This is a genomic window from Actinoplanes cyaneus (genome assembly GCF_016862095.1).
In the GTDB taxonomy this organism is placed as follows: Bacteria; Actinomycetota; Actinomycetes; order Mycobacteriales; family Micromonosporaceae; genus Actinoplanes; species Actinoplanes cyaneus.
This window is the reverse complement of the sequence record NZ_BOMH01000020.1, coordinates 166,863-192,473: the sequence shown is the minus strand read 5'-3', so window position 1 is coordinate 192,473 and position 25,611 is coordinate 166,863. Positions and strand designations below refer to the sequence as shown.

General features: G+C 72.1%; 22 protein-coding genes. 16 read left to right on the top strand and 6 right to left on the bottom strand.

The features are described 5' to 3' along the window. Positions 1-190: 190 nt before the first annotated feature. From Acy02nite_RS15125 to Acy02nite_RS15115, 3 genes are all read right to left on the bottom strand, one after another. Positions 191-1,228: a LacI family DNA-binding transcriptional regulator gene (locus Acy02nite_RS15125; RefSeq protein ID WP_203741030.1), complete on the bottom strand. Its 1,038-nt coding sequence runs from the start codon at positions 1,226-1,228 to the stop codon at positions 191-193. Between the two features lie 649 nt (positions 1,229-1,877). Then, complete coding sequence (locus tag Acy02nite_RS15120; protein ID WP_203741028.1) at positions 1,878-2,651, bottom strand: M15 family metallopeptidase; 774 nt, start codon at positions 2,649-2,651, stop codon at positions 1,878-1,880. Between the two features lie 202 nt (positions 2,652-2,853). Further along, positions 2,854-3,486 carry a DUF4360 domain-containing protein gene (locus Acy02nite_RS15115; RefSeq protein WP_239174820.1) on the bottom strand — a complete coding sequence of 211 codons (633 nt, stop codon included), beginning with the start codon at positions 3,484-3,486 and terminating at the stop codon, positions 2,854-2,856. 357 nt (positions 3,487-3,843) lie between these two features. Between Acy02nite_RS15115 and Acy02nite_RS15110 the strand changes: the two genes are divergently transcribed. From Acy02nite_RS15110 to Acy02nite_RS15055, 12 genes are all read left to right on the top strand, one after another. Then, the gene (locus tag Acy02nite_RS15110) at positions 3,844-4,494 is read left to right on the top strand and encodes a DUF4360 domain-containing protein (protein ID WP_203741026.1); all 651 of its coding nucleotides are present in this window, start codon (positions 3,844-3,846) and stop codon (positions 4,492-4,494) included. 208 nt (positions 4,495-4,702) lie between these two features. After that, positions 4,703-5,584, top strand: a complete 882-nt coding sequence (locus Acy02nite_RS15105) for an LLM class F420-dependent oxidoreductase (protein WP_203741024.1) — start codon at positions 4,703-4,705, stop codon at positions 5,582-5,584. 109 nt (positions 5,585-5,693) lie between these two features. Continuing rightward, a complete protein-coding gene (locus Acy02nite_RS15100; protein WP_203741022.1) occupies positions 5,694-6,869 on the top strand; it encodes an ROK family transcriptional regulator in 1,176 nt (391 codons plus the stop codon). Continuing rightward, positions 6,866-7,672 (top strand): ABC transporter permease, encoded by an 807-nt coding sequence (locus Acy02nite_RS15095; RefSeq protein WP_203741020.1) that lies wholly within the window; start codon positions 6,866-6,868, stop codon positions 7,670-7,672. Before Acy02nite_RS15100 ends, Acy02nite_RS15095 begins: the two co-directional genes overlap by 4 nt. Further along, positions 7,669-8,430 carry an ABC transporter ATP-binding protein gene (locus tag Acy02nite_RS15090; protein ID WP_203741018.1) on the top strand — a complete coding sequence of 254 codons (762 nt, stop codon included), beginning with the start codon at positions 7,669-7,671 and terminating at the stop codon, positions 8,428-8,430. The genes Acy02nite_RS15095 and Acy02nite_RS15090 overlap by 4 nt, the downstream gene beginning before the upstream one ends. Beyond that, on the top strand, positions 8,427-9,380 hold the full coding sequence (locus tag Acy02nite_RS15085; RefSeq protein WP_203741016.1) for an aliphatic sulfonate ABC transporter substrate-binding protein: 954 nt from the start codon (positions 8,427-8,429) through the stop codon (positions 9,378-9,380). Before Acy02nite_RS15090 ends, Acy02nite_RS15085 begins: the two co-directional genes overlap by 4 nt. Then, positions 9,377-10,846: a sulfatase family protein gene (locus Acy02nite_RS15080; protein ID WP_203741014.1), complete on the top strand. Its 1,470-nt coding sequence runs from the start codon at positions 9,377-9,379 to the stop codon at positions 10,844-10,846. The genes Acy02nite_RS15085 and Acy02nite_RS15080 overlap by 4 nt, the downstream gene beginning before the upstream one ends. Beyond that, on the top strand, positions 10,843-11,769 hold the full coding sequence (locus tag Acy02nite_RS15075; protein ID WP_203741012.1) for a formylglycine-generating enzyme family protein: 927 nt from the start codon (positions 10,843-10,845) through the stop codon (positions 11,767-11,769). Before Acy02nite_RS15080 ends, Acy02nite_RS15075 begins: the two co-directional genes overlap by 4 nt. A gap of 72 nt (positions 11,770-11,841) precedes the next feature. After that, positions 11,842-14,808, top strand: coding sequence for an FtsX-like permease family protein (locus tag Acy02nite_RS15070; RefSeq protein WP_203741010.1), 2,967 nt, complete (start codon positions 11,842-11,844; stop codon positions 14,806-14,808). Beyond that, positions 14,805-17,819: an FtsX-like permease family protein gene (locus tag Acy02nite_RS15065; protein ID WP_203741008.1), complete on the top strand. Its 3,015-nt coding sequence runs from the start codon at positions 14,805-14,807 to the stop codon at positions 17,817-17,819. The genes Acy02nite_RS15070 and Acy02nite_RS15065 overlap by 4 nt, the downstream gene beginning before the upstream one ends. A 31-nt stretch (positions 17,820-17,850) precedes the next feature. After that, positions 17,851-18,834, top strand: a complete 984-nt coding sequence (locus Acy02nite_RS15060; RefSeq protein ID WP_203741006.1) for a P1 family peptidase — start codon at positions 17,851-17,853, stop codon at positions 18,832-18,834. A gap of 32 nt (positions 18,835-18,866) precedes the next feature. Continuing rightward, the gene (locus Acy02nite_RS15055) at positions 18,867-19,874 is read left to right on the top strand and encodes a TIGR03617 family F420-dependent LLM class oxidoreductase (RefSeq protein ID WP_203741004.1); all 1,008 of its coding nucleotides are present in this window, start codon (positions 18,867-18,869) and stop codon (positions 19,872-19,874) included. Here the strand turns inward: Acy02nite_RS15055 and Acy02nite_RS15050 are convergent. Next, complete coding sequence (locus tag Acy02nite_RS15050; protein ID WP_203741003.1) at positions 19,861-20,235, bottom strand: DUF427 domain-containing protein; 375 nt, start codon at positions 20,233-20,235, stop codon at positions 19,861-19,863. The two genes, Acy02nite_RS15055 and Acy02nite_RS15050, sit on opposite strands and share 14 nt — an antisense overlap. A 48-nt stretch (positions 20,236-20,283) precedes the next feature. On the opposite strand from Acy02nite_RS15050, the gene Acy02nite_RS15045 reads away from it, so the two are divergent. Further along, a complete protein-coding gene (locus Acy02nite_RS15045; protein ID WP_203741001.1) occupies positions 20,284-20,745 on the top strand; it encodes an aminoacyl-tRNA deacylase in 462 nt (153 codons plus the stop codon). Here the strand turns inward: Acy02nite_RS15045 and Acy02nite_RS15040 are convergent. Then, the gene (locus Acy02nite_RS15040; RefSeq protein ID WP_203740999.1) at positions 20,729-21,586 is read right to left on the bottom strand and encodes an SDR family oxidoreductase; all 858 of its coding nucleotides are present in this window, start codon (positions 21,584-21,586) and stop codon (positions 20,729-20,731) included. The genes Acy02nite_RS15045 and Acy02nite_RS15040 overlap by 17 nt on opposite strands. A 125-nt stretch (positions 21,587-21,711) precedes the next feature. Here Acy02nite_RS15040 and Acy02nite_RS15035 point away from each other — a divergent pair, with 125 nt between their 5' ends. The 3 genes from Acy02nite_RS15035 to Acy02nite_RS15025 all read left to right on the top strand — a co-directional run bounded on the left by Acy02nite_RS15035 (position 21,712) and on the right by Acy02nite_RS15025 (position 24,144). Further along, a complete protein-coding gene (locus Acy02nite_RS15035; RefSeq protein ID WP_203740997.1) occupies positions 21,712-22,092 on the top strand; it encodes a winged helix-turn-helix transcriptional regulator in 381 nt (126 codons plus the stop codon). A 10-nt stretch (positions 22,093-22,102) separates the two neighbouring features. Continuing rightward, a complete protein-coding gene (locus Acy02nite_RS15030) occupies positions 22,103-22,447 on the top strand; it encodes a UBP-type zinc finger domain-containing protein (protein WP_203740996.1) in 345 nt (114 codons plus the stop codon). A 116-nt stretch (positions 22,448-22,563) separates the two neighbouring features. Then, positions 22,564-24,144: a methyl-accepting chemotaxis protein gene (locus Acy02nite_RS15025; protein WP_275407296.1), complete on the top strand. Its 1,581-nt coding sequence runs from the start codon at positions 22,564-22,566 to the stop codon at positions 24,142-24,144. Between the two features lie 351 nt (positions 24,145-24,495). Here the strand turns inward: Acy02nite_RS15025 and Acy02nite_RS15020 are convergent, their stop codons facing one another. Further along, a complete protein-coding gene (locus Acy02nite_RS15020; protein ID WP_203740994.1) occupies positions 24,496-25,578 on the bottom strand; it encodes a CaiB/BaiF CoA transferase family protein in 1,083 nt (360 codons plus the stop codon). Positions 25,579-25,611: the final 33 nt, after the last annotated feature.

Below are 25,611 nucleotides of genomic sequence, written 5' to 3'. Positions count from 1 at the left end.
GCCCGCGCCGGCCTTGCCCGCGCCGGCTTGCCCGCGCCGGCCTTGCCCGCGCCGGCTTGCCCGCGCCGGCCTTGCCCGCGCCGGTCTTGCCCGTGAGCCCGCGCCGGCCTCGGCCGCGAGGCTGTGCTGTTGGAGACGAGGGTCGGGGCTGCTTCCGGGCACTACGGCATTGACCAGGGAGTTCCGGTGGTCAGGCGGTGGTGGGGAGTCGGGTCTCGGCGAGGGATGTCGTGCTCTCGCGGACGATCAGCTTCGTGACCAGCTCGACGCGCGGGGTCTCGATGGTCTCGCCGCGGGACAGGCGGAGGATCGTGCGGGCGGCGAGCGAGCCCATCTCGGCGAGCGGCTGCCGGATCGTGGTCAGCGGGGGAGAGGACCAGCACGCATCGGGCAGGTCGTCGAAGCCGATGACGCTCAGATCATCCGGCACGCGCAGGCCGCGGCGACGGGCCGCCTCGTAAACGCCGAGGGCCATCTGGTCGCTGGACGCGAAGATCGCGGTCGGCCTGTCCGGAAGGTCGAGCAGGCGGCCACCGGCCAGATAACCCGACTCGTTGCGGAAGTCGCCCTGCTCCATGAGACTCGGGACGACCGGGACGCCGGCCGCCTCCATCGCCGCGCGGAACCCGTCGAGCCGGGCGCGGCTGCAGAGCAGATCCTTCGGCCCCGCGATGAACCCGATGCGCCGGTGACCGAGACCGATCAGGTGGTCGGTGGCCGTGCGCCCACCGGACCAGTTCGTCGCCCCGATCGTCGGCACGTCGGTCGCCGCCCCGCCGGCCGGGTCGATGATAACGACGGGAACCCGCAGGCGGTGCAGCTCGCTGTGCACCGGCTCGGCCACGTCGGACGTCACGAAGACCACGCCGTCGGAGGCCCGGGCCCGCAGGTTCTGCAGCCACTGGCGGGTCGCGGTGGTGCGCCGGTGGACCTGGGAGACCACGGTGCCGACACCGGCCGCGTGAGTCACATCCTCCACACCGCGCACCAGCTCCAGCGCCCAGGGACTGTCCAGATCGTTGAAGACCAGGTCGATCAGCCGGGCTCGCCCGGAATGCCGAGAGTTGCGAGGACGGTAGTCGTGCTCGCGCAGGAGCCGCTCGATCAGCTCACGGGTCCCCGGTGAGACGTCGGAGCGCCCGTTGAGCACGCGGGAGACGGTCGGCACCGAGACGCCGGCGGCGTCGGCGATGGCCGCGATGGTGACCCGTTGCTTGCCGGCAACCATGGGGGCGCGCTCCTTACCGCCGGGGTGCAGTGCCTGCAACTTCCGGGCCCGGCACCGAAATCATGCCATGGCTACCGGTGAGTTCAATACGCTGGAAAGTGACCGTTTTCTGTTAACCGGTTAAGCTCAGCCAGCGGTTTTCCTGTGAGAGCGGTTCCAACAGTGACCCCGAAACTTCCGAAGAGCGCTCTCGCGAACACGTCAATCCAGCGCATTCCCAGGTCAGCGCTTGGCTGCCGGTTGCAGCGCTGCAGAGAAGCACGGCAAAAGCGGCCATGTCCGTTCACTGAACCGCAGGTGACGCACCTCATGATTGGTAAGGCGCGGTTCGCCCGCTCGATGCACGTTCACTCCACCCGGCGGCCGCCGGCCGGCCCTTGCACCCTCGCTTGCCGGTGCTCCGCGCCGCCCCCTGCCGTCGATCCGCATCCCAGGCCCTCACCACGCCGCTGACCCTCCTGATCCGGGCCCACTTGCCGACTCCAGCGGTGCGCCCGCCTTGGCGCATCGACCCAGTCTAGCCTCCTAGGATGGCGTAGCGGGTGTGGCTCCGGTCCGGAGCCCAGCTCGCCTGGCCGGGTGGGGCTGTCGGAGGGTGCGCGTGGCCGGGCCGGGCCGTCGGAGGGTGTGCCTGGCTCGGGCGGGTTGGTCAGAGGTTGTTGGGGCTGAAATGCATGTAGTCCTTGAGGGAGGTCCAGCGGCCGCCCCAGGAGAAGCCGTTCGTCGTGAAGGCCTGCTCCGCGCCCTGTGGATGGATCATGCCGGCGCGGTAGGGGCCGCGGGGGATCCAGGGTTCGCTGTGGGGCGGGTCGAGGTAGTCGCCGCGGATCATCGGGTTCTGGCGCGGGTTGACGTCGATCGCCAGACCGTAGGCGTGCTGGGACCACTTGGTCGTCCCGGCCACGTTCCGGCATTCGTAGCCACTGGTCAGGACGGTCCGGTCGGTCAGTCCGGGCATGTTCACGGCGACCGGCTCCATCACCATGATCGGGAAGTGCCACTCGTAGAGCAGGGCGAACGCCTTCTTGGTCTGCGGGACGATCGAGCGGTTGACGATCAGGCTGCCGTTGTGGACCTCCCCGTCGAAGTCCAGGTACTTCACCCAGACCCGCCGTAGTTCGGTCACCGGGACGGGGCACTTCTTGGCCGGGTCGCCGTTGGCCTCGGCCGCCGTGAGTGTTTCCGACCAGGTGACCCACTCGGGCCGTACGTGATGGGAATCGGACAACCGCAGGGCGCCGTCGGGCCGCAGCAGGTCACCGTCGAGGTTGTTCCAGCTTTTCAGGTCGCCGACGGTGACGTGGTACTGCCGCGCGATGGCGGTGAGGGTGTCTCCGGGCCGGATGATGTGGGCCTCCGGGCGCGAGGCGGAGGACGGGGCGGGCGACAGCACGAGGAGCGCCGCGAGCAGGGACTTCAGCACGGTGTCCAGGGTCTGGCGCGGAACGCGGACGCCGCAGCCGAACGCCCGCGCACCAACCGGAAGAGGTCCCGAGCCGGTCGGCGCCGCTTCTGGGCCGCGTCCTGCCGATCACCCGGTGCGAGGCGTGGCCCCCGGTGATCGACAGGACACGGCCCAGGTCCTTCGAGGCACCGGTGAAGGCCTGCCCGGGCGGCGCGCCGGTTCAGCAGGAGCCGAGGCTGAAGTTGAACAGGGTGTCCACGTCGCCCTCGGTGGTGCTCATCGACATCCGGCTGGTGCCGGTCGAGGTGCCGGGATCCACCCGTAGCTCGGTGTTGATGTTGAGGACGCTCTGCGAGCCGCATGCCGCGTAGGTGAGCACGGGCGCGACGTCCCAGGTGGTCCAGAGGCCGTAGAGGGGCCCGGCGAACGTCGCGTCCTTGCGCTCGGTGGCGGAGGAGCCCTGCCAGTAGTAGCTGGTGCGCTGCAGGGCGTTCGCACCGGAGAGCAGGCCGGCCTTTCCGCGGTAGTTGGCGGAGGCGATCGCGATGGTCCAGCCGTCCGGGATGGTCACCAGGACGCCGAGCTGGCAGTTCTTGCGCCGGTCGACGACGCCCGCGCTGCCGCCGGCCTCGGCGAGGAAGTCCCGGTACTTGACCCGGAACCCGGTGTTGTCGCCGTTGCTCACGACCGAGGCGGTGCCCGGGGCGCAACCGGAGCCGCTGCTGGCGATCACCTCGACGGTGATCGCCGGTGCGGCCGAGGCGGTGCCGGTCGCGGCGTCGGCGGGGGTGCCGAGGGGGAGCGCCAGGGCCGTGGTCAGCACGGCCGCCATCACGCGATTGAGGTTTTTCATGGAGGTCCTCCGGGGAATGGGCGTGGCTTTATCGGGTGCCGCGGCAGGGGAATCTGGAATTGTTCCAGAACGGCGGCCATCGCATTCGCGCCCACCGTAGTGGTGCACGAGAGGTATTTACAAGGATGAATTGAATCTGGATCTTCACGTGCGGTCGCGGCCGGCGAGGAATATCGGTCGAAACGGAACGTAACGCTTAAATACTCGGCGTGTACGCGGCTTTTGCCGGATTGATGCCCGGCTCTCCTCTTTTTCTCCTCGCATCAAGAAGCCCTTCAAATCCAGATCCACGGTTGACTTCTATTGAAGCTCATCAATAGCTTGAGCCCGTCTGCCACCGACCCTGGAAGGATGAAAATGAAAAGGTTGTTAACTCGCGTATGCGCGGTGCTGGCGCTTCTCGCGTCGTCGCTGCTCATCACGACGCCGGCCTCCGCGATCATCGTCGTCGTCGACCCGCCGCCGCCCGGTGAGATGTCCATCGAGTTGGTCGCGATGGCAGGCTCGGGCTGTTCGCCGGGCACCGCCGACGTGGCGATCTCGCCGGACAACTCCGCGTTCACCGCGATCTACAGCGCCTATCTGGCGCAGGCGGGCCCGAACGTCGCGGTCACCGAGAACCGCAAGAATTGCCAGCTGAACGTGCTGGTCCACGCCCCGGCCGGGTTCACCTTCGCGATCGCCAAGGTGGATTACCGCGGCTATGGATATCTCCAGCGGGGTGCGGTCGCCCAGCAGCGGGCGAACTACTACTTCCAGGGCATGTCGACCGGCAGTTACGCCAACCACGCGATCAGCGCGCCGTTGGACGACAACTGGATCGCCACGGACCAGGTGCCGATCGCGTCGCAGGTCTTCCGCCCCTGCGGCGAACAGCGCAACCTCAACATCAACACTGAGCTGCGGGTCACCAAGGGCACGTCGACCGACGTCAGCTACCTGACGATGGACTCCACCGACGGCAGCATCGAGACGATCTACCACTTCTCCTGGATGCGGTGCAACTGAGCGGATCGAGAGGCGATGGTGGCGGATCCGCAACGTTCGCCACCATCGCACCCGGCACGCCCAGGCCACCGCGCGGCAAGATCGGCAAGCGGCGGTGCGAGATCCGCGGGGCGGCTGTGTGGGAAGATCCGCGGGACGGCCGTGCGGCGGGGGAGCCGGCATGCTGGTCGGCCCGGCGGAAGGTTGATCTTCTCGATAGGTTGGCTGCATGAGCATCAAGTTCGGGCTTTTCGTGCCGCAGGGCTGGCGGATGGACCTGGTCGAGATCGACGATCCGGTGGAGCAGTACGAGGCGATGACCGCGGTGGCGAAGCTGGCGGACGCCGGGCCGTGGGACTCCGTGTGGGTGTACGACCACTTCCACACCGTTCCGGAGCCGACGATCAACACGACGTTCGAGGCGTGGACGGTGAGCTCGACCCTGGCGCGGGACACGAGCCGCGTGAAGATCGGGCAGATGGTGGGGTGCAACGGGTACCGGCAGCCGTCGCTGTTCGCGAAGATCGCCTCGACCGTGGACGTGGCCAGTCACGGGCGGCTCTACGCCGGGCTGGGGGCGGGGTGGTACGAGCAGGAGTGGAAGGCCTACGGGTACGAGTGGGCCGACGTGCCGGAGCGGATGCGCGCCTTCCGTGAGGCGGTGGAGATCGTGCACCGGATGTGGACCGAGGAGAAGCCGGTCTTCGAGGGCCGGCACTACCGGGTCGACGGGCCGATCAACGAGCCGAAGGGCGCCGGGGGCCGCAAACCCGACCTGTGGCTGGGCGGCGGTGGCGAGAAGGTGACGCTGAAGCTGGTCGCGAAGTACGCGGACGGGTGCAACGTGGGCGGCGGTGACCCGGAGCTGATCGCGCAGAAGCTCGCGGTGCTGCGGCGGCACTGTGACGAGCAGGGCACGGACTACGACCGGATCGCGAAGTCGACCAGCCTCAACGTGGCGGAGGGCACCGGCGTGGCCGAGGTTCGTGAACAGGTCGAGCGGATCGCCGAGGCCGGGGCGGACTACGTGATCCTCTACATCCCGCGGGTGGCCTACGACCACGCGCCGATGCAGGCGATCGCCGAGGAGGTCATCCCGCGGTTCTCCTGATCCGGCCGCGGGCCTGCGGAACCACGCGAGGAAGTTTTCCTACTGGTTTTGCAGAGATAATTCTGCCGGATCGTTGACGGAAAAATCACCGGGTGCCTACGGTTGCCGCGTGTCGGTGACAGTAGGCGTCCATGCGCTGGTCAGACGCGCTCACGAGGAGCGCGTCCTGGCCATCCTGCGCGAGCACGGAACCCTGAGCCGGGCCCAGATCGCGGCCCGCTCGGGCCTGTCGCGCACCACCCTTTCCGAGATCACCGGTGACCTGCTCGGCCGCGGCGCGATCGTGAAGGTGACGACCGACGCGCACCGGCGGGCGGGCAGTGGGCGCCCGGCCGAGCTGCTGGCCCTCGACCCCCGGTCCGGGCAGTTCCTCGGCGTCGATCTGGGGCATTCCCGGGTACGGGCGGTGGTCACCGACGCGGCGCACGAGATCATCGCGAGCGGAGTCACCCCGTACGCCGCGACGACGTCCCTGCCCGCCCGCATCCGCGCCGGGCTGGCCCTGATCGACGGGCTCGGCCGCGAGCAGGGCATCAACCTCTCCGCGCTGCAGGGCATCGGGGTCGGCGTGACCGGCCCGTACCCGGCCGGGACAGCGCGTGCCGACGTCCGTGCCGCGTTCACCGAGACGCTGCGCGCGCCGGTGATCGTGGACAACAACACCCGGTTCGCGGCGCTCGCCGAGGCCGGCATGACCGACGCGCGCGACGTGCTCTACATCCGCCTGTCGGCCGGCATCGGTGGTGGCCTGATCGTCGGCGGCCGGCTGGTCGAGGGCGCCGGGGGAGCGGCCGGCGAGTTCGGCCACGTGCCGGCCGTGCCGGGTGGCGCGCCGTGCCGGTGCGGCAAGCGCGGCTGCCTGGAGACGGTGGCCGCGATCGGCCCGGCGCTGGCCGTGGCCGGGGTGCACAGCCTGGACGAGCTGGCCGCGCGCCGCGACGAGCCGGGCGTGGCGGCCGCCCTGGAACGGATCGGCGACGCGGTCGGGCGGGTCCTGGCCGCGGCCGCCCTGGTCCTGGACCCGGAACTGATCGTGATCGGTGGTGACCTGTCCCGGGCGGCACCGGTGATCGTGGACCGGGCGGCCGGGGTGGTGGCCGTGGAGCGGGTGCCGCCGGGGCACGACGTGGCGGGGGCCGGCCGGCGCGACGGCGGGGAGCCGCGGCCGGTGGTGCGGGCCGCGCGGCTCGGTGACGACGACGGGGCGCGCGGGGCGGTCGCCGCTCTCTACCGGCAGTCACCGCTGCTGGCCGGCTATTCGAATCTCGACGGGAGCGCGGCATGACCGTGGTGGAGGCGGACACCGAGGTGCCCACGGCGGCGCCTTCGCGGGGCGGGCGGCGCAGGGCCGTACCCCAATCGGCTCTGAATGTGGTCTCGATCCTGGCGGGGATCGGGGGGTGGTGGGCGCTGTCGGCTTCCGGGCTGGACATCCCGTCGCCGCCGGTGGTGCTGAGCCGCGGGATCGACCTGATCAAGGACGGCACGCTGGGTGGCGACATCCTGGCGAGCGTGCGACGGGTGCTCGCCGGGTTCCTGCTCGGGGTGCTCGCGGCCGTGCCGGTCGGCTTCCTGATGGGGTGGTATCCGCCGGTACGCGCGCTGATCGAGCCGTGGATCCAGTTCTTCCGGACGATCCCGCCGCTCGCGCTGATCCCCCTGGCGATCGTGCTGATGGGCATCGAGGAGACCCCGAAGATCTTCGTGATCTTCCTGGCGTCGTTCCTGTCCTGCGTGATCGCGACCCTGCAGGGGGTGGTCAGCGTGGACCGGACGCTGATCAACGCGGCCCGCGTGCTCGGCGCCCGGGACCACACCATCTTCGCCCGCGTGGTGATCCCGGCGTCGTCGCCGTTCATCCTGGTCGGGATGCGCATCGGGCTCGGCTCGTCGTGGGCCACGCTGGTCGCCGCCGAGCTGATCGCCGCGCAGCAGGGCCTCGGGTACCGGATGCAGAGCGCGCAGCTCTACTACGACCTGCCGACGATCTTCGTCGGGCTGATCAGCATCGGCGTGCTCGGCCTGATCATGGACCGGCTCCTGCTGCTTGCCGAACGCCGCCTCACGTCCTGGCAGGAGACCCGATGATCTCTCTTCGGAACGTCCGCAAGACCTTCCCCGTGCCGAGCGCGGAGTTCGTCGCGCTCGGCGGGGTCGACCTGGAGATCGGTGACAACGAGTTCGTCACCGTCGTCGGGCCGTCCGGCTGCGGCAAGACCACGCTGATGAACATCCTGGCCGGCCTGGAGACCCCGACGAGCGGGCAGGTCCTGGTCGACGGCGCCCCGGTGACCGGCCCCGGCCCCGACCGCGGGGTGATCTTCCAGCAGTACGCGTTGTTCCCGTGGCTGACCGTCCGCAAGAACGTCGAGTTCGGCCTGCGCGAGAAGGGGGTGCCGCGCGCCGAGCGCACCCGGATCGCTGAGCACTTCATCGAGCTCGTCGGGCTGGAACGGTTCGCCGACGCGCTGCCCAAGACGCTGTCCGGCGGCATGAAGCAGCGGGTGGCGATCGCCCGCGCGTACGCGGTGAACCCGTCGATCCTGCTGATGGACGAGCCGTTCGGCGCTGTCGACGCGATGACCCGGGTCCGTCTCCAGGAGCAGTTGCTCGCCACCTGGGAGCAGGAGAAGCGCACCGTCCTGTTCATCACGCACGACGTCGACGAGGCGGTCTTCCTGGCGAACCGGGTGGTCGTGATGGCCGCGCGGCCGGGACGCATCGACCGGATCGTCGACGTGCGGCTGCCCTACCCCCGTACCGAGCAGGTTCGTCTCAGTCCCGAATTCGCCGCCCTCCGCAATCGCGTGTGGAGCGCAGTTCACCATCAGGAGTTGGTCCCGTGAAGAAGCTGATCGCGGCGCTCGCCGCGCTGACCTTGCTCGCCGGCTGCGGCGATTCCGCAGGCGAAAAATCATCGGAAAAGGTGAGCTTCGGCTATATAGCCGATTTCAACGGGGCGAGCCTGCTGGCCGTCGCGGACGACCAGAAGCTGTGGGCCAAGCACGGCCTCGAGGTCTCCGCCAAGGTGTTCACCAACGGCCCGCTGCAGATCACCGCGATGCAGTCCGGTGACCTCGACTACGGCTACATCGGCCCGGGCGCGGCCTGGCTGCCCGCCTCCGGCAAAGCCAAGATCATCGCGCTGAACTCGCTGGGCAACGCCGACCGGGTGATCGCGCAGCCCGGCATCACCGACCTGAGCCAGCTCAAGGGCAAGAAGGTCGGCGTCCCGGAGGGCACCTCGGGCGACATGATCCTCACCCTGGCGCTGAAGAAGGCCGGGCTGACCAGTGACGACATCAAGCGCACCCCGATGGACGCTGCCACCATCGTCACCGCGTTCGGCGCGGGCCAGATCGACGCGGCCGGCTTCTGGTACCCGGCGATCGGCACCATCAAGACCAAGCAGCCGAACCTGGTCGAGCTGGCCAAGGACTCGGACTTCGCCGACACCATGGCGTTCCCGACCGCGTTCGTCGGCCGCAACGAGGTCGCCGCGGACAAGAACACCAAGGTGATCCAGGTGCTGCGGGAGGCCATGGACTACCGGGCGGCGCACCCGGACGAGACGATCGCGCTGGTCGCGAAGCTCAACAAGCAGCCCGTGGACGTCGTGAAGGCGGACGCGGCGAACAGCGAGATGCTCGACGCGAAGACCCTGGACGGCTACACCGCCGACGGGACGATCACCAAGTGGCTGTCCGCGATGGGCGACTACTTCGTGGGCGCCGGCAAGCTGCCGTCCAACCCGGACCCGTCGACCTACTACTCCGGCGAGGGCTTCAAGAAGTGAACTTCCTCTTCCTGATGACCGACCAGCACCGGGTCGACACGCTCGGCGCGTACGGCAACCCGCACGTGCGCACCCCGAACCTGGACCGGCTCGCCGCCACCGGCACCCGGTTCGACAGGTGGTACACCCCGACCGCCATCTGCACGCCGGCACGGGCCAGCCTGCTCACCGGGCAGGCCCCGTTCCGCCACAAGGTGCTCGCCAACCAGGAGCGCAACGTCGGTTACCAGGAGGACCTGCCGGAGGACGCGTTCACGTTCGGGCTCGCGCTCAAGGACCGCGGCTACAACTGCGGACTGCTCGGCAAATGGCACGCCAGCACGGCCAACACCCCGGCGGACTACGGTTTCGACGGGCCGCACCTGCCGGGGTGGCACAACCCTGTCGACCACCCGGACTATCTCGGCTACCTGAAGGAGCACGACCTCCCGCCGTACGAGATCCACGACCGGATCCGGGGGACGCTGCCCAACGGCGGCCCGGGGAACCTGCTCGCGGCCCGCCTGAACCAGCCCTTGGAAGCGACGTTCGAGCACTACCTCGCGACCCGGACGATCGAGCTGCTCCAGCGGTACGCGGCGGACGGGAAGCCGTTCTACCTCGCCACCCACTTCTTCGGGCCGCACCTGCCCTACATCGTGCCCGACGAGTACTTCGACCTGATCGACCCGGCCGTCGTGGAGCTGCCGAAGTCGATCGCGGAGACGTTCGAGGGCAAGCCGCCGGTGCAGCGCAACTACAGCGCGCACTGGACGTTCGACTCGATGCCGATCGAGGTCACCCGCAAGCTGATCGCGGTGTACTGGGGTTACGTCTCGATGATCGACCACGAGATCGGGCGGATCCTCGACGCGGCCGACGAGCTGGGGCTCAGCCAGGACACCACGGTGTTCTTCACCTGCGACCACGGCGAGTTCACCGGCTCGCACCGGCTGCACGACAAGGGCCCGGCGATGTACGAGGACATCTACCGCACCCCCGGCATCGTCCGGATCCCGGGCGCGGATCCGCAGGTCCGCGACGAGTTCGTGAGCCTGCTCGACTGCACCGCCACCATCCTGGACCTGGCCGGCGTGGACCCGGCGCCGGCCGTCGACTCGCGCAGCCTGGTCCCGCTGGTCACCGGGGAGAACCCGGACTGGCAGCCGGACATCGTCTGCGAGTTCCACGGCCACCACTTCCCCTACCCGCAGCGGATGCTCCGCGAGGACCGTTACAAGCTGGTCGTCAATCCGGAGTCGACGAACGAGCTCTACGACCTGCTGCGCGACCCGGACGAGCTGCTCAACATCTACCACCACCCGGAGCTGGCGCCGGTCCGCGAGCGGATGCTGCACCGCCTCTACACCCTGCTGGTCGAGCGGGACGACCGCTTCTACCACTGGATGACGTCGATGTACCCGGTCGGCGCGGTGGACCACGATCCGACGTTGAGCGGCCTCGACGACCTATCGTATCGACCATGAGTTGCTGCACCCCGTCGCCGGACCGGCCCGCCGCCCCGCTCGTGCTCGGCGAGCGCGGGACCGGGACTCACCACGTGCCGCAGGTGACCGTTCCCGATCAGGATTTCCTGATGGGCGACGCGCACGGCGACGGTCATCCCGCCGACGGGGAAGGGCCTGTTCATCGCGTACGGGTGCAGGCCTTCGACATCGATGCCACGGCGGTGACCGTCGCGGACTTCCGGGCGTTCGTCGAGGCGACAGGGTTCCGCACGGACGCCGAGCAGTACGGCTGGTCCGCCGTGTTCCACCTCGCGGTGACCGACCCGGAACGGGTGGCCGGGCGGATGGCCGGCACCCCGTGGTGGCTCGGCGTCGAGGGAGCCGACTGGGCGCACCCCGGAGGACCCTCGTCGGCGGCCGAGAATGATCACCCGGTCGTGCACGTCAGCTGGAACGACGCGCAGGCCTACTGCGCCTGGGCGGGCCGGCGGCTGCCCAGCGAGGCGCAGTGGGAGTGCGCGGCCCGCGGCGGCCGGGCCGGCCTGCGCTATCCGTGGGGCGACGAGCTGCCGGGGGCCGGGTGGGCGTGCAACATCTGGCAGGGGCAGTTCCCGGAGACCAACACCGGCGCCGACGGCTGGATCACCACGGCGCCGGTCCGGTCGTTCGCCCCCAACGACTACGGCCTCTACCAGAGCGTCGGCAACGTGTGGGAGTGGTGCGCGGACTGGTTCTCGCCGCGCTACTACGCCCAGTCGCCGGTCGACGACCCGCGCGGACCCGCGCTGGGGACGGCCCGGGCCATCCGCGGCGGGTCGTATCTGTGCCACGACTCCTACTGCAATCGGTACCGCAACGCGGCCCGCTCGTCGAACACCCCCGACTCGTCGACGGGCAACCTGGGCTTCCGTACGGTGGCGCTGTCCATATCAGAGGGATAACGGTCTGACGGCCGGGGCGTGCCTTTCGGGCGCGCGGGCGTGAAGCTGTGCCCCAGGGGGTGAGGCGGGGGCATGTTCACGATCCTCTGGGGCGCCGTGCGCTCACGGGCCGCGCAGGCCTGCACATTGCTGGTGCTGACCGCGTTGCCGGCCGCGATCGCCGCGGCGGTGCCGTGGTTCGCGGTGACCGCGGCCGCTCGCGGCGCGGTGACCGCGGCCGAGTCGATCCCGGCCGCCCAGCGCACGGTCGTCGTGCACGCGGACAGCGACACCGGCGGTGACCCGGCCGGGGCGCTGGCCGCCTTCGGCGAGTCGGTGCGGCGCACGCTGCCGATGCCCGGCGCCGAGGGCGTCACCGGGCTCGCCCGGCCGATGAGCGTCACCGACGCGACCGGCGTCGCCGACCACGTCAACGTCGACTACCGCGACGGCTTCTGCGAGCACGTCACCCTCGCCGCCGGCCGGTGCCCGGCCGCGGCCGGCGACGCGGCGCTGACCGAGGCGGTCGCCGGCCGGCTCGGGGTGGGCCCCGGCGACCCGATCGCCGTGCAGTCCACCCCGGCCGCCCCGAAGATCGCGATGCGGGTCACCGGCATCTACGCGATCACCGACCCGTCCACCGGCTACTGGGCCGACGAGCTGTTCCGGGTGGAGAGCGGCCTCGACCCGATCTACACGGTCGCCGCGACGTTCACCGGCACCCCGCTGGGCAAGCCGGTCTTCACCTGGTCCGCCGAGGTCCCGGTGCCGCTGCTGCGCGGCGACGGTGGGTACGACCTGGGCGAGGCCGTGGCCCGGGCCGGCACGCTCGGCGAGGTCGTCGACCCGACGGCGGCGCTGCGCGCGGACCTGTCCGGCGCCGGCGCACGGCTCCTGCGGGCCGTGCTGCTCGCCGCCGTCCCGGTGCTGCTGCTGGGGTGGTACGCGATCGCGCTGGCCGGCCGGTACACGGCCCGGGACCGGCGACGCGACGCCGCGCTGCTCAAGATGCGCGGCGGCAACCGGCGGCGGCTGATCACCCTGCTCTCCGGGCAGCATCTCGCGCCGTTGCTCGCCGGTGGCCTGCTCGGCGCGGCCGCCGGGCTCGCCGCCGGGCGGCTGCTGGCCGGCCCCGGGACGCCGGCCACGGCCGCCTGGTCGGTCGCGGCGGCCGCGGTGGTGCCGGTCGTCGCGCTGGTCACTCTCGCGGCGTCCGATCTGCTGCTGATCCGTACGCCGGTGGTCGCCCTGCAACGTGAGGTGCCGGCGACCCGGGGTGGCATCGCCGCGCTGCTCGCCGACGTGCTGCTCGTCGCGGTCGCTGTCGCGGCGGCCTACCAGGCCCGGTCCGGCAGCCCGGACGCCGGCATCGGCGCGCTCGCCCCGACCGCTGTCGCCGTCGCGGTGGTCGTGCTGCTGGCCAGGGTGCTGATCCGCGCCGCCGACCGGGGCGGCTCGGCCGCGCTGCGCGGCGGGCGGCTGCGGTCCGGTCTCACCGCGGTCCGGATGTCCCGGCTGGCCGGGATGGACCGGGTCTTCGCGCTGCTCGCGGTCGCGGTCACGATCCTGGTCACCACGGCCGGCCAGACCACGGCGGACCGGGAGGCGCAGACCGAGCGTGCGCTCTCCGAGCTGGGCGCGGCCCGGGTGCTGACGGTCAGCGCGCCGAGCTGGACGACGCTGAAGCAGGCGGTCGCGACCGCCGACCCGCAGGGCCGGTACGCGATGGCCGCCGCCGTCGACCGGGCCGGCGCACCACAGGTGCTCGCGGTCGACACCCGGCGGCTCGCCGCCGTCGCCGCCTGGCGCCCGGAGTACGGGCCGCGCCCCCAGCCGCCCGCCGAGAGCGAACCGGTCCCGCCGGTCACCGGCCGCGAGCTCGTCCTGCAGGTGCGCAACGACCGCGGCATGCCGTCCGCCGTCGACGTGATCCTGCAGAACAACCGCACGGGCAGCCGGGTCAAGGTCACCTTCGTGCTCTCCCGGGCCGTCGAGCAGACCGTCACCGAGCCGGTCGCCGCCGGCGACTGTGACGGCGGCTGCCGCCTCGTCCGCTGGCAGATCCCCACCCAGCTCGGGCCGGACGGCAAGCCGACCAGGAAACCCCTCACGCTGCGCTCGCTGGCCCAGCGCGGCCCGGACGCCGAGCTGCTCGGCACGGACCGGCTGACCGACACGACCCGCTGGCGCACCGTGTCCGGCGACGGCGGCCTGGAGCTGTCCGGCACCCGGGACGGGCTGGCCGTCGGCCCGGCCCGGGGCTCGGCCCGCACCGAGAGCGACCGGCTCTACGCCGTCGACACCGCCCTGCCGCTGCCGGTGACGCTGGCCGGGCCGGCGCCGGTGCCGTGGCGGTACGGCGAGGCGGCGCTGACCGTGACCGGCGCCGGGCAGGTCCCTGCCCGGGTCACCGCCGTGGCCCCGGTTCTGCCGGTGCTCGGCGCGGGCGGGCTGCTGACCGACTTCGACGCGTTGCGCCGGCTCGCCGGGGAGGCCGACCCGACCGGGGTCACCCAGGTGTGGCTGACCGCCGGCGCGCCCGCCGCCGTCGTCGACCGCCTCAAGGAGGCCGGGCTGACCGTGCTCGCCGACGAGACCGCCGCCGGCCGGGCCTCCCGCACCGTGGGCCGGGGCACCGCGCCGGCCGGCTGGTTCCCGGTGTTCTGCGCGGTGATCGCGCTGCTCACCGCGGCCGCCGCGACGGCGGTGGCGGCCTCCGTCGACCGCGGGCCGCAGCGCGCCGCGGCGGCCGCCCTGCGCGTGCAGGGGGTGTCCGCGCGGACGCTCGCCGCGACCCGCTACCTCGGCCCGTTCGCGCTGGTCATCGGTGCGGTGCTGCCCGGGGTGCTGGCCGCGCTGGCGTCCCGGCGCCTGGCCGGCGAGCCGGACTCGCTCTTCGTCGACGGGTGGCGGCTGCTGGCCCCGCCCGGCGTGCTCGGCTGGGCGGCGCTCCTGGTCTCCGGCCTGGCCGCCATGATCTGCCTGGCCGCGCTGGCCTGGCTGATCGCCGTGTCCGGCAGAAACCCCGACTCCTACCGCGAAGGCCGGGCCGACCGATGATCTCGCTGATCCTCACGATGGTGTGGGCCCGGCGCGGACCGGCCATCGTGCTCGCCGTGCTCGCCGCGTTCGCCGTCGCCCCCGCCGTGGCGGCGCCCGCGTACCTGCGCGCCGCCGACCGGGTGGTGGCCGCCGGGCAGGTCGCCCAGGCCGACCGGGGCGAGAAGGAGATGAGCATCCGGGCCGTCGACCGGGACCGCCGGGAGGACGGCGGCAGCAGCGCGACCGGCGGCATCGACATCGCCACGACCGCGGCCGGGGTGGCCGAGCTGCCCGGGTTCGAGTACGCGTACGCGGCCGAGCTGTCGGCCGTGGGCCTGGAACCGGACGTCCGCTTCCGGACCCGCCTGGTGCATCGGCAGGACGTCTGCGCGCACCTGGTCATCGTCGCCGGTCGCTGCCTGCTCGGCGAGGGCGACCTGGTGATCGGGGAGCAGATGGCGAAACGGCTCGAGCTGACCGTGGGGCAGTCGGTGGAGCTCACGTACGCCTACTACAACAACGACCCGCAGGTGATGGCGTACATCCTGGACGGGGAACCCAAGCGCTTCTTCCTCGCCGGCGTCTACCGGCCGGCGGACCCGGGCGAGATCTACTGGGGTGAGCACGGCTACTTCGCCCCGGAGGAGTCCACCACCGGCACCCATGCAGGCGAGCCCGCGTTCACCGGGCAGACCACCTTCGACCTGATGAACCGCGGCAAGGTCGAACTCAGCGTCGACGGGTACGCCGGGCCCGGCGCGCTCGACGCCGACCGGCTGCCCGCCCTGCGCGAGGCTCTCACCCGGCTGCAAGCCGGCATCGCCGACATGGGCGCCGGCCTGGACGTCGGCACCGACAGCCTGAAGCTGCAGACCGGGATCCCGCAGTTGCTGGCCCGCATCGACGAGGGACACACCACCGCCCGCCGGATCGTGCCCGTGCCCGCGGTCGCCCTGGTCGTGCTCGCCTGCCTGGCCATCCTGCTGGCCGTCGCGGCCGGCGCCGAGGTCCGCCGCCCGGAGACCGCGGTGATCGCGCTGCGCGGTGCGCGGCAACCGCACCGCTGGCTGCTGGCGGCCGGGGAAAGCCTGGTCGCCGTGCTCGCCGGCACCGTCGCGGGGGCCCTCGCCGGGCAGCTGCTGGTCGACGCCGTGGTCGCGGTCCGCTGGCCCGGCGTCGGCGCCGACCCGCACCCGGACTCGCTGAAGTACGCACCGCTGGCCGCGGCCGCCGCGATCCTCGCCGTGCTCCTGGCCCAGGGCGTCACGATGCTGCGCCCGGTCAGCGAGCTGCTGCGCCGCACCCCGACGCCCGGACGCTGGGCCGGCATCGCGATCGACATCCTGATCGTCGCGCTGGCCGCCGGCGCCGTCGTGCAACTCGCCGTCGGCGGCGGCGACCTGGTCGGGGTCGGCTCGGCCGCGCCGGCGCTGGTCATGCTCGCGCTCGCGCTGCTGGTGGCACGGTCGCTGCGGCCGCTCACCGCCCGCTCCGGGCACCGCGCGCTGGGCCGCGGCCGGCTCGGGGCCGGCCTGACCTGGCTGCTGCTGGCGCGGCGCGGGGCGACCGGGCGGGTGCTCGCGCTGCTCATGGCGGCGGTGGCGGTCAGCGCGTACATGGTCGCCGCCTCCGACGTGGCCGCGCACAGCCGCCGGATCCAGGCCGACCTGGGTGTCGGTGCGGACCGGGTGCTGTCGGTCGCCCCGGTCGGCCGCGCCCAGCTGATCGCCGCCGTGGCCCGGGCCGACCCGGGCGCCCGGGTCGCGATGGCCGCGGTCGCCGTCTCGCAGCGCCCCGGTCAGCCGCCGGTGCTGGCCGTGGACACCACGCGGCTGGCGGCCGTGGCGAACTGGCCGGGTGGGACGCCGTACCGGCAAGTCGCCGATCTTCTCCGGCAGGCGGCGCCGGAACCCGTCGTGACACCGCGCACGGCCGAGTTCACCATGGAGCTGAGCGCCGAGGGATTCGGGCCGGGCCGGCAGGTGAGTGTGGACGCCGTGCTGTCCCCGATGGACGGGAGCGGGCCGGACGTGGTCGCGCCGATGGGGGTGGCCCAGCCGGGGCGCCATACCTACAAGTACCCGGCGCCGCAATGCCAGAAGAACGGCTGCCGGCTCAACGCGCTGCACGTGAGCGGGTCGAACTCGCTCGGCGTGCGGGGGACGCTCACCCTGCACGGCCTGGGCGGGACCGACCCGGCGGGGTGGCGGATCAGCCAGGGCGGCCAGGTCGCCGCCGGGCCGGACGGGCTGCGCATCGAGGTGACCGACCTGGACCGGGTGCCCGAAGGCATCCTGGTGCAGCCGGTGATCACCCCGTGGCCGCTGCCGGCGGTGGCGACCGGAACGTTCGTGCCCGGGGCGGTGACCGGTCTCGACTACCGCCCGGCGCGGGTGGCCGTCGCCGGGCGGCTGCCCGCGATCCCGCAGGCCGGCGGGCCCGCGCTGATGGTCGATCTGGAGTATGCCGACCGGATCGCCACCGACGGGGCGCCCACCCCGAGCGGCCAGGTGTGGCTGTCGCCGAGGGCGCCGGCCGACATGGTGGACCGGCTCACCGCGCAGGGCCTCACGATCACCGGGGATCTCCGGTCCACGCAGCTCGCCGCCCGCCTCGCCCGGCAGGGCCCGGCCGTCGCGCTCGGCTACGCCGCGGTGGTCGGGGTGCTGGTGGCGCTGCTGGCCGCCGGGGTCCTGGTGCTCACCGCCGCGGCGGGACGCGAGCGGCAGGTGGAGGACCTGTCCGCGTTGCGGGCCCAGGGGCTGTCCCGGGCGGCGGTGCGCCGGGCGGCGCTCTGGTCGTACCCGATGCTGGCCCTGGCGGCGGTGCCGGCCGGGCTGGTGATCGGGCTGGCGGGGTGGGCGGCGACCGGCTGGGCGCTGCCGCTCTCCGGGCTGCACCCGCCGCCGCTGCCGCTGCCGTCGTGGCCGGGATGGATCAGTCTGCTGGTGGCGGGGGCGGCGCTGGCGATCCTGCTCGGGGGGACGGCGCTGCTGGCCGGCCGTCGGACGCTGCGCCGGGTTCCCTGAGCCCGGGCCGGCCTCCGCCTAGCATGGGCGGGTGAGTGAACCGCAACTGCTCGGGGCCCACGCCGGCAACTGGACCGGCGACGGCACCGGCGTCACCGTCATCCTGCCGCCACCGGGGACCGTGGGTTCCGGCGAGGTCCGTGGCGGGGCGCCGGCGACCCGCGAGTTCGATCTGCTCGACCCGGTGCGGCTCGTCGACCGGGTGGACGCGGTGGTCCTCTCCGGAGGGTCGGCGTTCGGCCTGGCCGCCGGGGACGGGGTGATGCGGTTGCTGCGGGAGCGTGGGCTCGGCTTCCCGACCACGCTCGGGCCGGTGCCGATCGTCGTCGGAATGTCGATCTTCGACGGGTCCGTCGAGGCGCTCGCCGGCGACCGGGTGGCGGCCGGCCCGCCCACTGCCTTCGACGGGTCGGCCGGCGCGCTCGCCGGGGACCGGGCGGCGGCCGGTCCGCCCACCGCCGAGTCCGGCCGGGCCGCGGCCCTCGCGGCGCTGCGCGGCGACGAGTTCCGGACCGGCCCGGTCGGCGCCGGCGCGGGAGCCCGGACCGGAAGGTGGCGGGCCCGTGTCGACCCCGGCGGCCTGGGCCGGGCCGACGGCGAGGCGGGGACGGCCCGGGTCACCGCCCTGGCCGTGGTCAACGCCTGGGGCGATGTGCTGGACGCGCAGGGCCGCCCGATCTTCGGCGGCGCCGCGGTCGACCGGCCGGCCGCGCCGTCCGGCCGGGAGAACACCACGATCGCGGTGCTGCTCACCGATGCGCGACTCACCAAGGCGGACTGTCAGCTGCTGGCGCAGAGCGGCCACACCGGCTTCGCGCGGGCCCTGCACCCGGCGCACTCGCGCTACGACGGGGACGCGGTGGTCGCCCTGGCCACCGGCGCGGTCACCGAGGGCGTCGATCTGGACCTGCTGCGGGCGGTGGCCACCGAGGTGATGGCCGAGGCGATCCGCGCGGCAGTGGCACCCTCCGGGGGTGGCCCGGCGGGCGCGGCCCACGACGTACCCCCGGGATGATCTGGGGTTTCAGCAGGTGTTATGACTGGGTGATGCTGGTTGACTTCACCGCCGCGGTCAGTGCGTCCCCCGCCGAGGCCGAGGCGGCGGCCGTCTCCGCCGAGCAGGTCGGCTATGACGGCTTCGGCGCGGCCGAGACCAGGCACGACGTCTTCACCACGCTGACCCTGGTGGCGCGGGCGACGACGCGGATCACGCTGCAGTCCGCGATCGCGGTGGCGTTCGCGCGCAATCCGATGAACGTCGCGGTGCTCGCGAACGACCTGCGGCTGATCTCCGAAGGGCGGTTCCGGCTGGGCCTCGGTTCGCAGGTCAAGCCGCACATCGAGCGGCGCTTCTCGATGCCGTGGAGCCGGCCGGCGGCGCGGATGGAGGAGTTCGTGGCGGCGCTGCGGGCCATCTGGCAGGCGTGGGCGACCGGCGAGCGGCTGATGTTCCGCGGCGAGTTTTACAAGCACACGCTGATGAGCGAGTTCTTCGACCCGGGGCCGAACCCGCACGGCAACCCGCCGGTCGAGCTGGCCGCGGTGGGGGAGTTGATGACGGCGACCGCCGGCCGGGTCGCCGACGGGCTGCTCGTGCACCCGCTGACCAGCGTGCCCTATCTGACCGGGAAGCTGCTCCCGGCGCTGCGCGAGGCGCGTGGCGGCTCGCTGGACGGTTTCGGCCTCAGCATGTCCGCCATGGTGGTGCTCGGCGCCGACGAGGGTCAGCGCGCTAAGGCCGAGGAGGCGGTCCGGCGACAGATCGCGTTCTACGCGTCGACGCCGTCCTACCGTGCCGTGCTCGACCTGCACGGCTGGGGTGAGCTCGCCGACCGGCTCAACCTGCTCTCACGGCGGCAGGAATGGGCGGCGATGGGCGCCGAGATCACCGACGAGGTCCTGGACGCCTTCGCGGTGGCCGGTGACCCGGCCGCGGTCGCCGGTCAGTTGAAGTCCCGCTTCGGCACGACCATCGACCGGATCTCGCTTTACACCCCGTACGACGCGGACCGCTACCAGCTGGCAGCGGTCCGCGCGGAGCTCAGCCGATCGTGATGCTCTCCACCCTGTCCGGGTAGAAGGCGACGTGTCCCTTGATCTGCGAGACGGCGTCGTGGGGCGCCTGGTACTCCCAGATCGCGTCGGCGACCGTCGTGTCGTCGACCTTGATCGAGTAGTAGCCGGCCTCACCCTTGTACGGGCAGTAGGTCTGCGTGCCCGTGCGCTCGAGCAGCGACTGGTCGACGTCCGCGAGCGGCACGTACTGCACCGCGGGGTACGTCGCCTCGTGCAGGCTGAGCGCGTTCTGCGTGTCCGCCACCACCTTGCCGGCGACGGTCACGACGACCCGCTCGCCGGTCGGCGTGACGGTGATGGGGTGATCTGGTCCGGGCTGCTTGCGAGGCCTGTCACTCATGGGGTTCCCTCCTGGGTCGGACCGCTCCCAAACTACTACGGTGATCGCGTGACGAACGCTGCCATCGACGCCGTGACGGAACTCGGGCTCGCGCACGAGGTGGTCCGCCACGGGCCGGTGAGCAGCGTCGCCGAGGCCGCCGCGGTGCAGGGCGTCGACCTCCAGGATCTGGTCAAGACCCTGGTGGTCCGTCGTGGGCCCGACGCGTACCTGTTCGTGCTGGTGCCGGGCGACCGTTCGATCTCGTGGCCCAAGCTGCGCGCGCTGCTCGGCGTGAACCGGTTGTCGATGCCCGACGCGTCGACGGCGAAGGACGCCACGGGATATGAGCGGGGCACGATCACCCCGTTCGGCTCGTCGACCGCCTGGCCGGTGATCGCCGACGAGCGCACCAAGGGCCGCACGATCAGCCTCGGCGCGGGCGAGCGCGGCGTCGGCCTGCGGGTCGCCGCCGACGACGCGGTCGCCGCGCTCAACGGCACCTTCGCCGACGTTACCGAGCCTGCTTGACGGCGTCGGCGAGCGAGGTCGTCGGGCGGCCGATCAGGTCGCGCAGGTCGGTGCCCGGGTTGTCGAGCGCGCCGTTCTCCCGCACGTGCACGTCCGTGTCCGCCAGGATCGCGGCGAAGCCCTCGGGCACGCCCGCGCCGGCGAGGATCTCGACCAGCTTCTCGGCCGGCAGGTCGGTGTAACCGATCTCCGTCCCGAGCTGCTTGCCGACCTCGGCGGCGAGCTCGGCCATCGTGAACGGCTGGTCGCCGCCCAGCTCGTACACGGCCCGCGGGTTCTCCAGCAGCAGCACCGCGGCGGCCGCCTCGGCGTAGTCGAGCCGGGTCGCGGCCGCGATCCGCCCCTCGCCGGCGCTGCCGATGAACCCGCCGGTCTGCTTCACGGTCGGGATCTGGCTCGTGTAGTTCTCGACATACCACCCGTTGCGCAGGAATGAGTGCCGCAGGCCGGAGGCCGCGAGCAGCTCCTCGGTCGCCTTGTGGTCGGCGGCGAGCAGGACGGGCGTGGTGCCGGCGCGCAGGATGCTGGTGTAGGCCACGAAGCCGACCCCGGCCGCCTTGGCGGCGTCGATCGCCGCGGTGTGCTGCGCGAGCCGGCTGCCCGGGTCGCTGGTCGAGATCAGGAGCAGCTTGTCGACGCCGGCGAACGCGGCCGGGAGGGTCTCCGGCTTGTCGAAGTCGGCCTCGCGCACCTGCACGCCGCGGGCGAGCAGGCCGGCCGCCTTCTCCGGGCTGCGCACCGCGGCGACGATCGAGCCGGGCTCGACGCCCCGGTCGATCAGGGCGTCCACGACGAGACGGCCGAGGTGTCCGGTGGCGCCGGTGACAGCGATGGTGGTCATGGGAACTCCTTGAAGGTTCAACGGCAAGTGCTGACTCAGAGAATGCACTAACTTTTAGAAAGTGCCAACCGCCAGTGTGCGCCGTCACTCCGGGAAGTACGGCGGAACTGGGTATTCTTCTTCGCATGACAGATCCCGCCGACGACCTGATCCCCAGCGTCTTCGCCCGGGACTGTGCCTCCCGCGGCGTGATGGCCGACGTCACCGGCAAATGGGGCGGTCTCGCCCTGGCCGCGCTGCTCGACGGCGCCTACCGCTTCAACGCCCTGCGCCGCCGCGTCGACGGCGTGAGCGAGAAGATGCTGGCCCAGACCCTGCAGGCGCTGGAGCGCGACGGCCTGGTCCGGCGCGAGGTGCAGGCCACCATCCCGCCAAGGGTGGAGTACAGCTTGACCCCGCTGGGCGAGCGCGTCGCGGGCAAGCTGAAGGAGCTGATCGACCTGCTCGAGAGTGAGATCGGTCAGATGCGGGCCGCGCAGGAGGATTACGACCGGGTCGTGAGGTAGGTTTCCTCGCGTGAGCGCGACGATTCAGCCCGATGTTCCGCCGTCCGGCACCGGTTGTGTGGAGTGCCTCGAGTCCCAGGGTTGGTGGGTCCACCTGCGCCGGTGCGCGCAGTGCGGGCACATCGGCTGCTGTGACACCTCCCCGTCGCAGCACGCCACGGCCCACTTCCGCGAGACCGGGCACCCGGTGATCCAGTCGTTCGAGCCCGGCGAGGACTGGTTCTGGAACTTCGAGACCGAAGAGGGCTTCGACGGCCCGGTCCTCGCCCCGGCGCACAGCCGCCCGGAGAGCCAGCCGACGCCCGGCCCGGCCGGCGCGGTCCCCGACGACTGGCGCTTCAAGATCCACCGCTAGGCCACGCGCGACTTCGGGCCGGCAGCCCGTTTGCAACCAGAAGGAAACCCAGCAAACGGGACGAACGACCTTCGTCCTCCTCAGGTGATCCAGCACACGGCCGAAAGTGTGTGCAGTTGGACAAACTTGGGGGGACGATGCTCGGCCTGGAAAACATCGGAACAGCCAAACGGCTGGGCATCATCGTCGCGACCGGGGCGATCGCCCTCAGCGGCCTGGGCGCGATCGCCCTGATCGGCCAGAACGACGTGGCCGACCAGGCGCGGACGGTCAGCAAGCTGCAGTGTGGCCTGGCCGCGCTGAATCACCTCAACAACCGCCAGAGCGAGCTCAAGGTCGACGGCTACCGCTCGGCGCTCGGCGACGACGTCAACCAGGACGTCGCCGACGACGTGCAGTCCTCGGTCGACGCGATCGCCGACATCTACGCCTGCGACCTGCCGGCCGGCATCGTCACGGAGCTCAACGGCTACAAGGGCGACTTCGACGACTTCAACACGTTCATCACGAACTTCGTCGCGGCGGGTGTCAAGGACCCGGCCTCGGTGAAAGGCAAGACCGACGGGATCGGCGAGGCGAACGGCAAGACCGACGACGAGCTCGACGCGCTCACCGAGTCGGTCACCAAGCAGATCGAGGTCGAGCAGGCCGCGATGGAGAGCACGGTCAAGAGCACCCGCTGGCTCGCCATCATCGTGGTGGTGGCCGGGCTGGTCCTGCTGATCGGCATGGCGGTCCCGATGGTCCGCTCGATCCTCGGCCCGATCCGCAAGATCGGTGCGGTGATCGACGCGCTGGACAAGGGCGACCTGACCGTGCGCAGCGGCATCACCAGCCGCGACGAGCTCGGCACCATGGCCCAGAGCCTCGACCGGACCCTCGACAAGCTGCGCGAGTCGATGAACACCATCGCGAAGGACTCCGACGCGCTGGCCACCGCCTCCACCGAGCTCGCCGCGGTCTCCGGCGAGATCGCCGCCGCCGTCGACAACACCGACCGGCAGAGCTCCTCGGCCGCCGCCGAGGCCGACGAGATCTCCCGCAACGTGCAGAGCGTCGCGGCCGGCTCGGAGGAGATGGGCCTGTCGATCCGGGAGATCTCACGCAACGCGGCCGACGCCGCCCAGGTCGCCTCGATCGCCGTCTCCGAGGCCGCCGCGGCCACCGAGACGATCCGCAAGCTCGGCGAGTCGTCGGCCGAGATCGGCAACGTGATCAAGCTGATCACCAGCATCGCCGAGCAGACCAACCTGCTCGCGCTGAACGCCACCATCGAGGCCGCGCGCGCCGGCGACGCCGGCAAGGGCTTCGCCGTGGTCGCCTCCGAGGTCAAGGACCTGGCCCAGGAGACCGCCCGCGCCACCGAGGACATCGGCGCCCGGGTCCTCGCGATCCAGCAGGACACCGGCGGCGCGGTCGAGGTCATCAACCGCATCTCCGAGGTCATCGCGCAGATCAACGACTTCCAGACCACCATCGCCTCGGCGGTGGAGGAGCAGACCGCCACGACTGGCGAGATGTCGCGCAGCATCGGTGAGGTGGCGGCCGGGTCGAGCCGGATCGCCGCGAACATCAACGACGTCTCGGCGGCCAGCGGCGCCACGGTCAGCGGCGTGAACCAGACCCGCGAGGCGAGCGAGGAGGTCTCCCGGACCGCCGAGGAGCTGCGCACGCTGGTCGGTAACTTCACGTTCTGATCCGACGTCAGGGAAGGGCCGGTCGCCGAGCGCGACCGGCCCTTTCCCCATGTCCGGGCGCCGATCGCGACCGGCCCTTCTCCCGCGTCCGGGCGTTGCGGGCCGACGGCGTGATGCACCATCTGACGTTCCGCGGCCGGGGCGTGCCGTTCCACCCCGGACGGCGTTGAGACCACGTACGCCGGTTGGAGTTCCTTGCGCACTTCGGCATGATTTGACCGAAAGCTGATTCTGACCGGAAACGGACACGCGGCTCGCGGCCGCGGTCAGACGCCGCCCAGTCGGGCCGGTCCGGCAAACAGTCCGGCTGGGCGGCCCCTCACCGAGCGGCCCTTGAACTCAACGCCAAGATCAGGACCACGACGCCAGGATCTCCGGTACGGTCGCGGCCCTGCTCGGTTCCGGGACGCTTGCCGGCGTACGGCCGAAGCGGGGCGCCGGAGCCGGTTGCACCGTCCCGCCCACCTCGACGAAGGTCGACCGCGCCCGGTTGTGCGGATGCCGCGGCGCCTCGGCCGGCGTGAGGACCGGGCTCACACAGGCGTCGAGTCCCGCGAAGATCTCCGCCCAGGCGTCCCGGGTCCTCGACGCGAACCGTTCGGTGAAGATCTGCCGCAGTTCCGGCCAGCGCCGGCGCTCGAACTGCGACGGCAGGTCCGGGTCGCCGTCGAGCCCGAGCCCGGTGAGCAGCGCCGCGTAGAACTGCGGTTCGAGCGCCCCGACCGCGAGGTAGCCGCCGTCCGCCGCCTGGTACGTGTCGTAGAACGGTGCCCCGCCGTCGAGCAGGTTCTCCCCGCGGCCGCCGCGCCACATCCCGTTGCCGATCATCCCGTGCAGGAACGTGGTGAGCAGCGCCGACCCGTCCACCATCGCCGCGTCGACGACCTGGCCGCGCCCGGACCGTTCCCGTTCCAGCAGCGCGGCGAGCACCCCGACGGCGAGCAGCATGCCGCCCCCGGCGAAGTCGGCGAGCAGGTTGATCGGGGCGTGCGGGCGGTCCCCGGCACGGCCCAGCGGCTCCAGCGCCCCGGCGACGGCCAGGTAGTCGATGTCGTGACCCGCCGCCGCGGCGAGCGGACCGTCCTGTCCCCAGCCGGTCATCCGTGCGTACACCAGCCGGGGGTTGATCTTCTCGCAGGTCTCCGGGCCGAAGCCGAGGCGTTCGGCGACCCCGGGACGGAAGCCCTCGACCAGGACGTCCGCCCGCTCGGCCAGCGACAGCAGACCGGCCAGTCCGTCCGGGGTCTTGAGGTCCAGGGCGACCGCCCGCCGGCCACGCTGCAGCGGACCGGGCGGCGGAACGAGCGGTCCCGCCCCGCCGGGCCGGTCGACGAGCACGACGTCGGCGCCGAGGTCGGCCAGCACCATGCAGCCGAACGGGCCGGGAGCGAGCCCGGCCAGCTCGACGACCCGGATGCCGTTCAGCGCGCCCATGCGGTGCCCTCCTCCGGCATGCGCTGCGGGTCC

Coding starts and splice junctions, on each gene's coding strand:
- Acy02nite_RS15095 (WP_203741020.1), top strand. CDS start 6,866: ATGACCGTGGTGGAGGCGGACACCGAGGTGCCCACGGCGGCGCCTTCG.
- Acy02nite_RS15050 (WP_203741003.1), bottom strand. CDS start 20,235: ATGAGTGACAGGCCTCGCAAGCAGCCCGGACCAGATCACCCCATCACC.
- Acy02nite_RS15055 (WP_203741004.1), top strand. CDS start 18,867: ATGCTGGTTGACTTCACCGCCGCGGTCAGTGCGTCCCCCGCCGAGGCC.
- Acy02nite_RS15115 (WP_239174820.1), bottom strand. CDS start 3,486: ATGAAAAACCTCAATCGCGTGATGGCGGCCGTGCTGACCACGGCCCTG.
- Acy02nite_RS15070 (WP_203741010.1), top strand. CDS start 11,842: ATGTTCACGATCCTCTGGGGCGCCGTGCGCTCACGGGCCGCGCAGGCC.
- Acy02nite_RS15090 (WP_203741018.1), top strand. CDS start 7,669: ATGATCTCTCTTCGGAACGTCCGCAAGACCTTCCCCGTGCCGAGCGCG.
- Acy02nite_RS15125 (WP_203741030.1), bottom strand. CDS start 1,228: ATGGTTGCCGGCAAGCAACGGGTCACCATCGCGGCCATCGCCGACGCC.
- Acy02nite_RS15065 (WP_203741008.1), top strand. CDS start 14,805: ATGATCTCGCTGATCCTCACGATGGTGTGGGCCCGGCGCGGACCGGCC.
- Acy02nite_RS15075 (WP_203741012.1), top strand. CDS start 10,843: ATGAGTTGCTGCACCCCGTCGCCGGACCGGCCCGCCGCCCCGCTCGTG.
- Acy02nite_RS15020 (WP_203740994.1), bottom strand. CDS start 25,578: ATGGGCGCGCTGAACGGCATCCGGGTCGTCGAGCTGGCCGGGCTCGCT.
- Acy02nite_RS15110 (WP_203741026.1), top strand. CDS start 3,844: ATGAAAAGGTTGTTAACTCGCGTATGCGCGGTGCTGGCGCTTCTCGCG.
- Acy02nite_RS15040 (WP_203740999.1), bottom strand. CDS start 21,586: ATGACCACCATCGCTGTCACCGGCGCCACCGGACACCTCGGCCGTCTC.
- Acy02nite_RS15105 (WP_203741024.1), top strand. CDS start 4,703: ATGAGCATCAAGTTCGGGCTTTTCGTGCCGCAGGGCTGGCGGATGGAC.
- Acy02nite_RS15035 (WP_203740997.1), top strand. CDS start 21,712: ATGACAGATCCCGCCGACGACCTGATCCCCAGCGTCTTCGCCCGGGAC.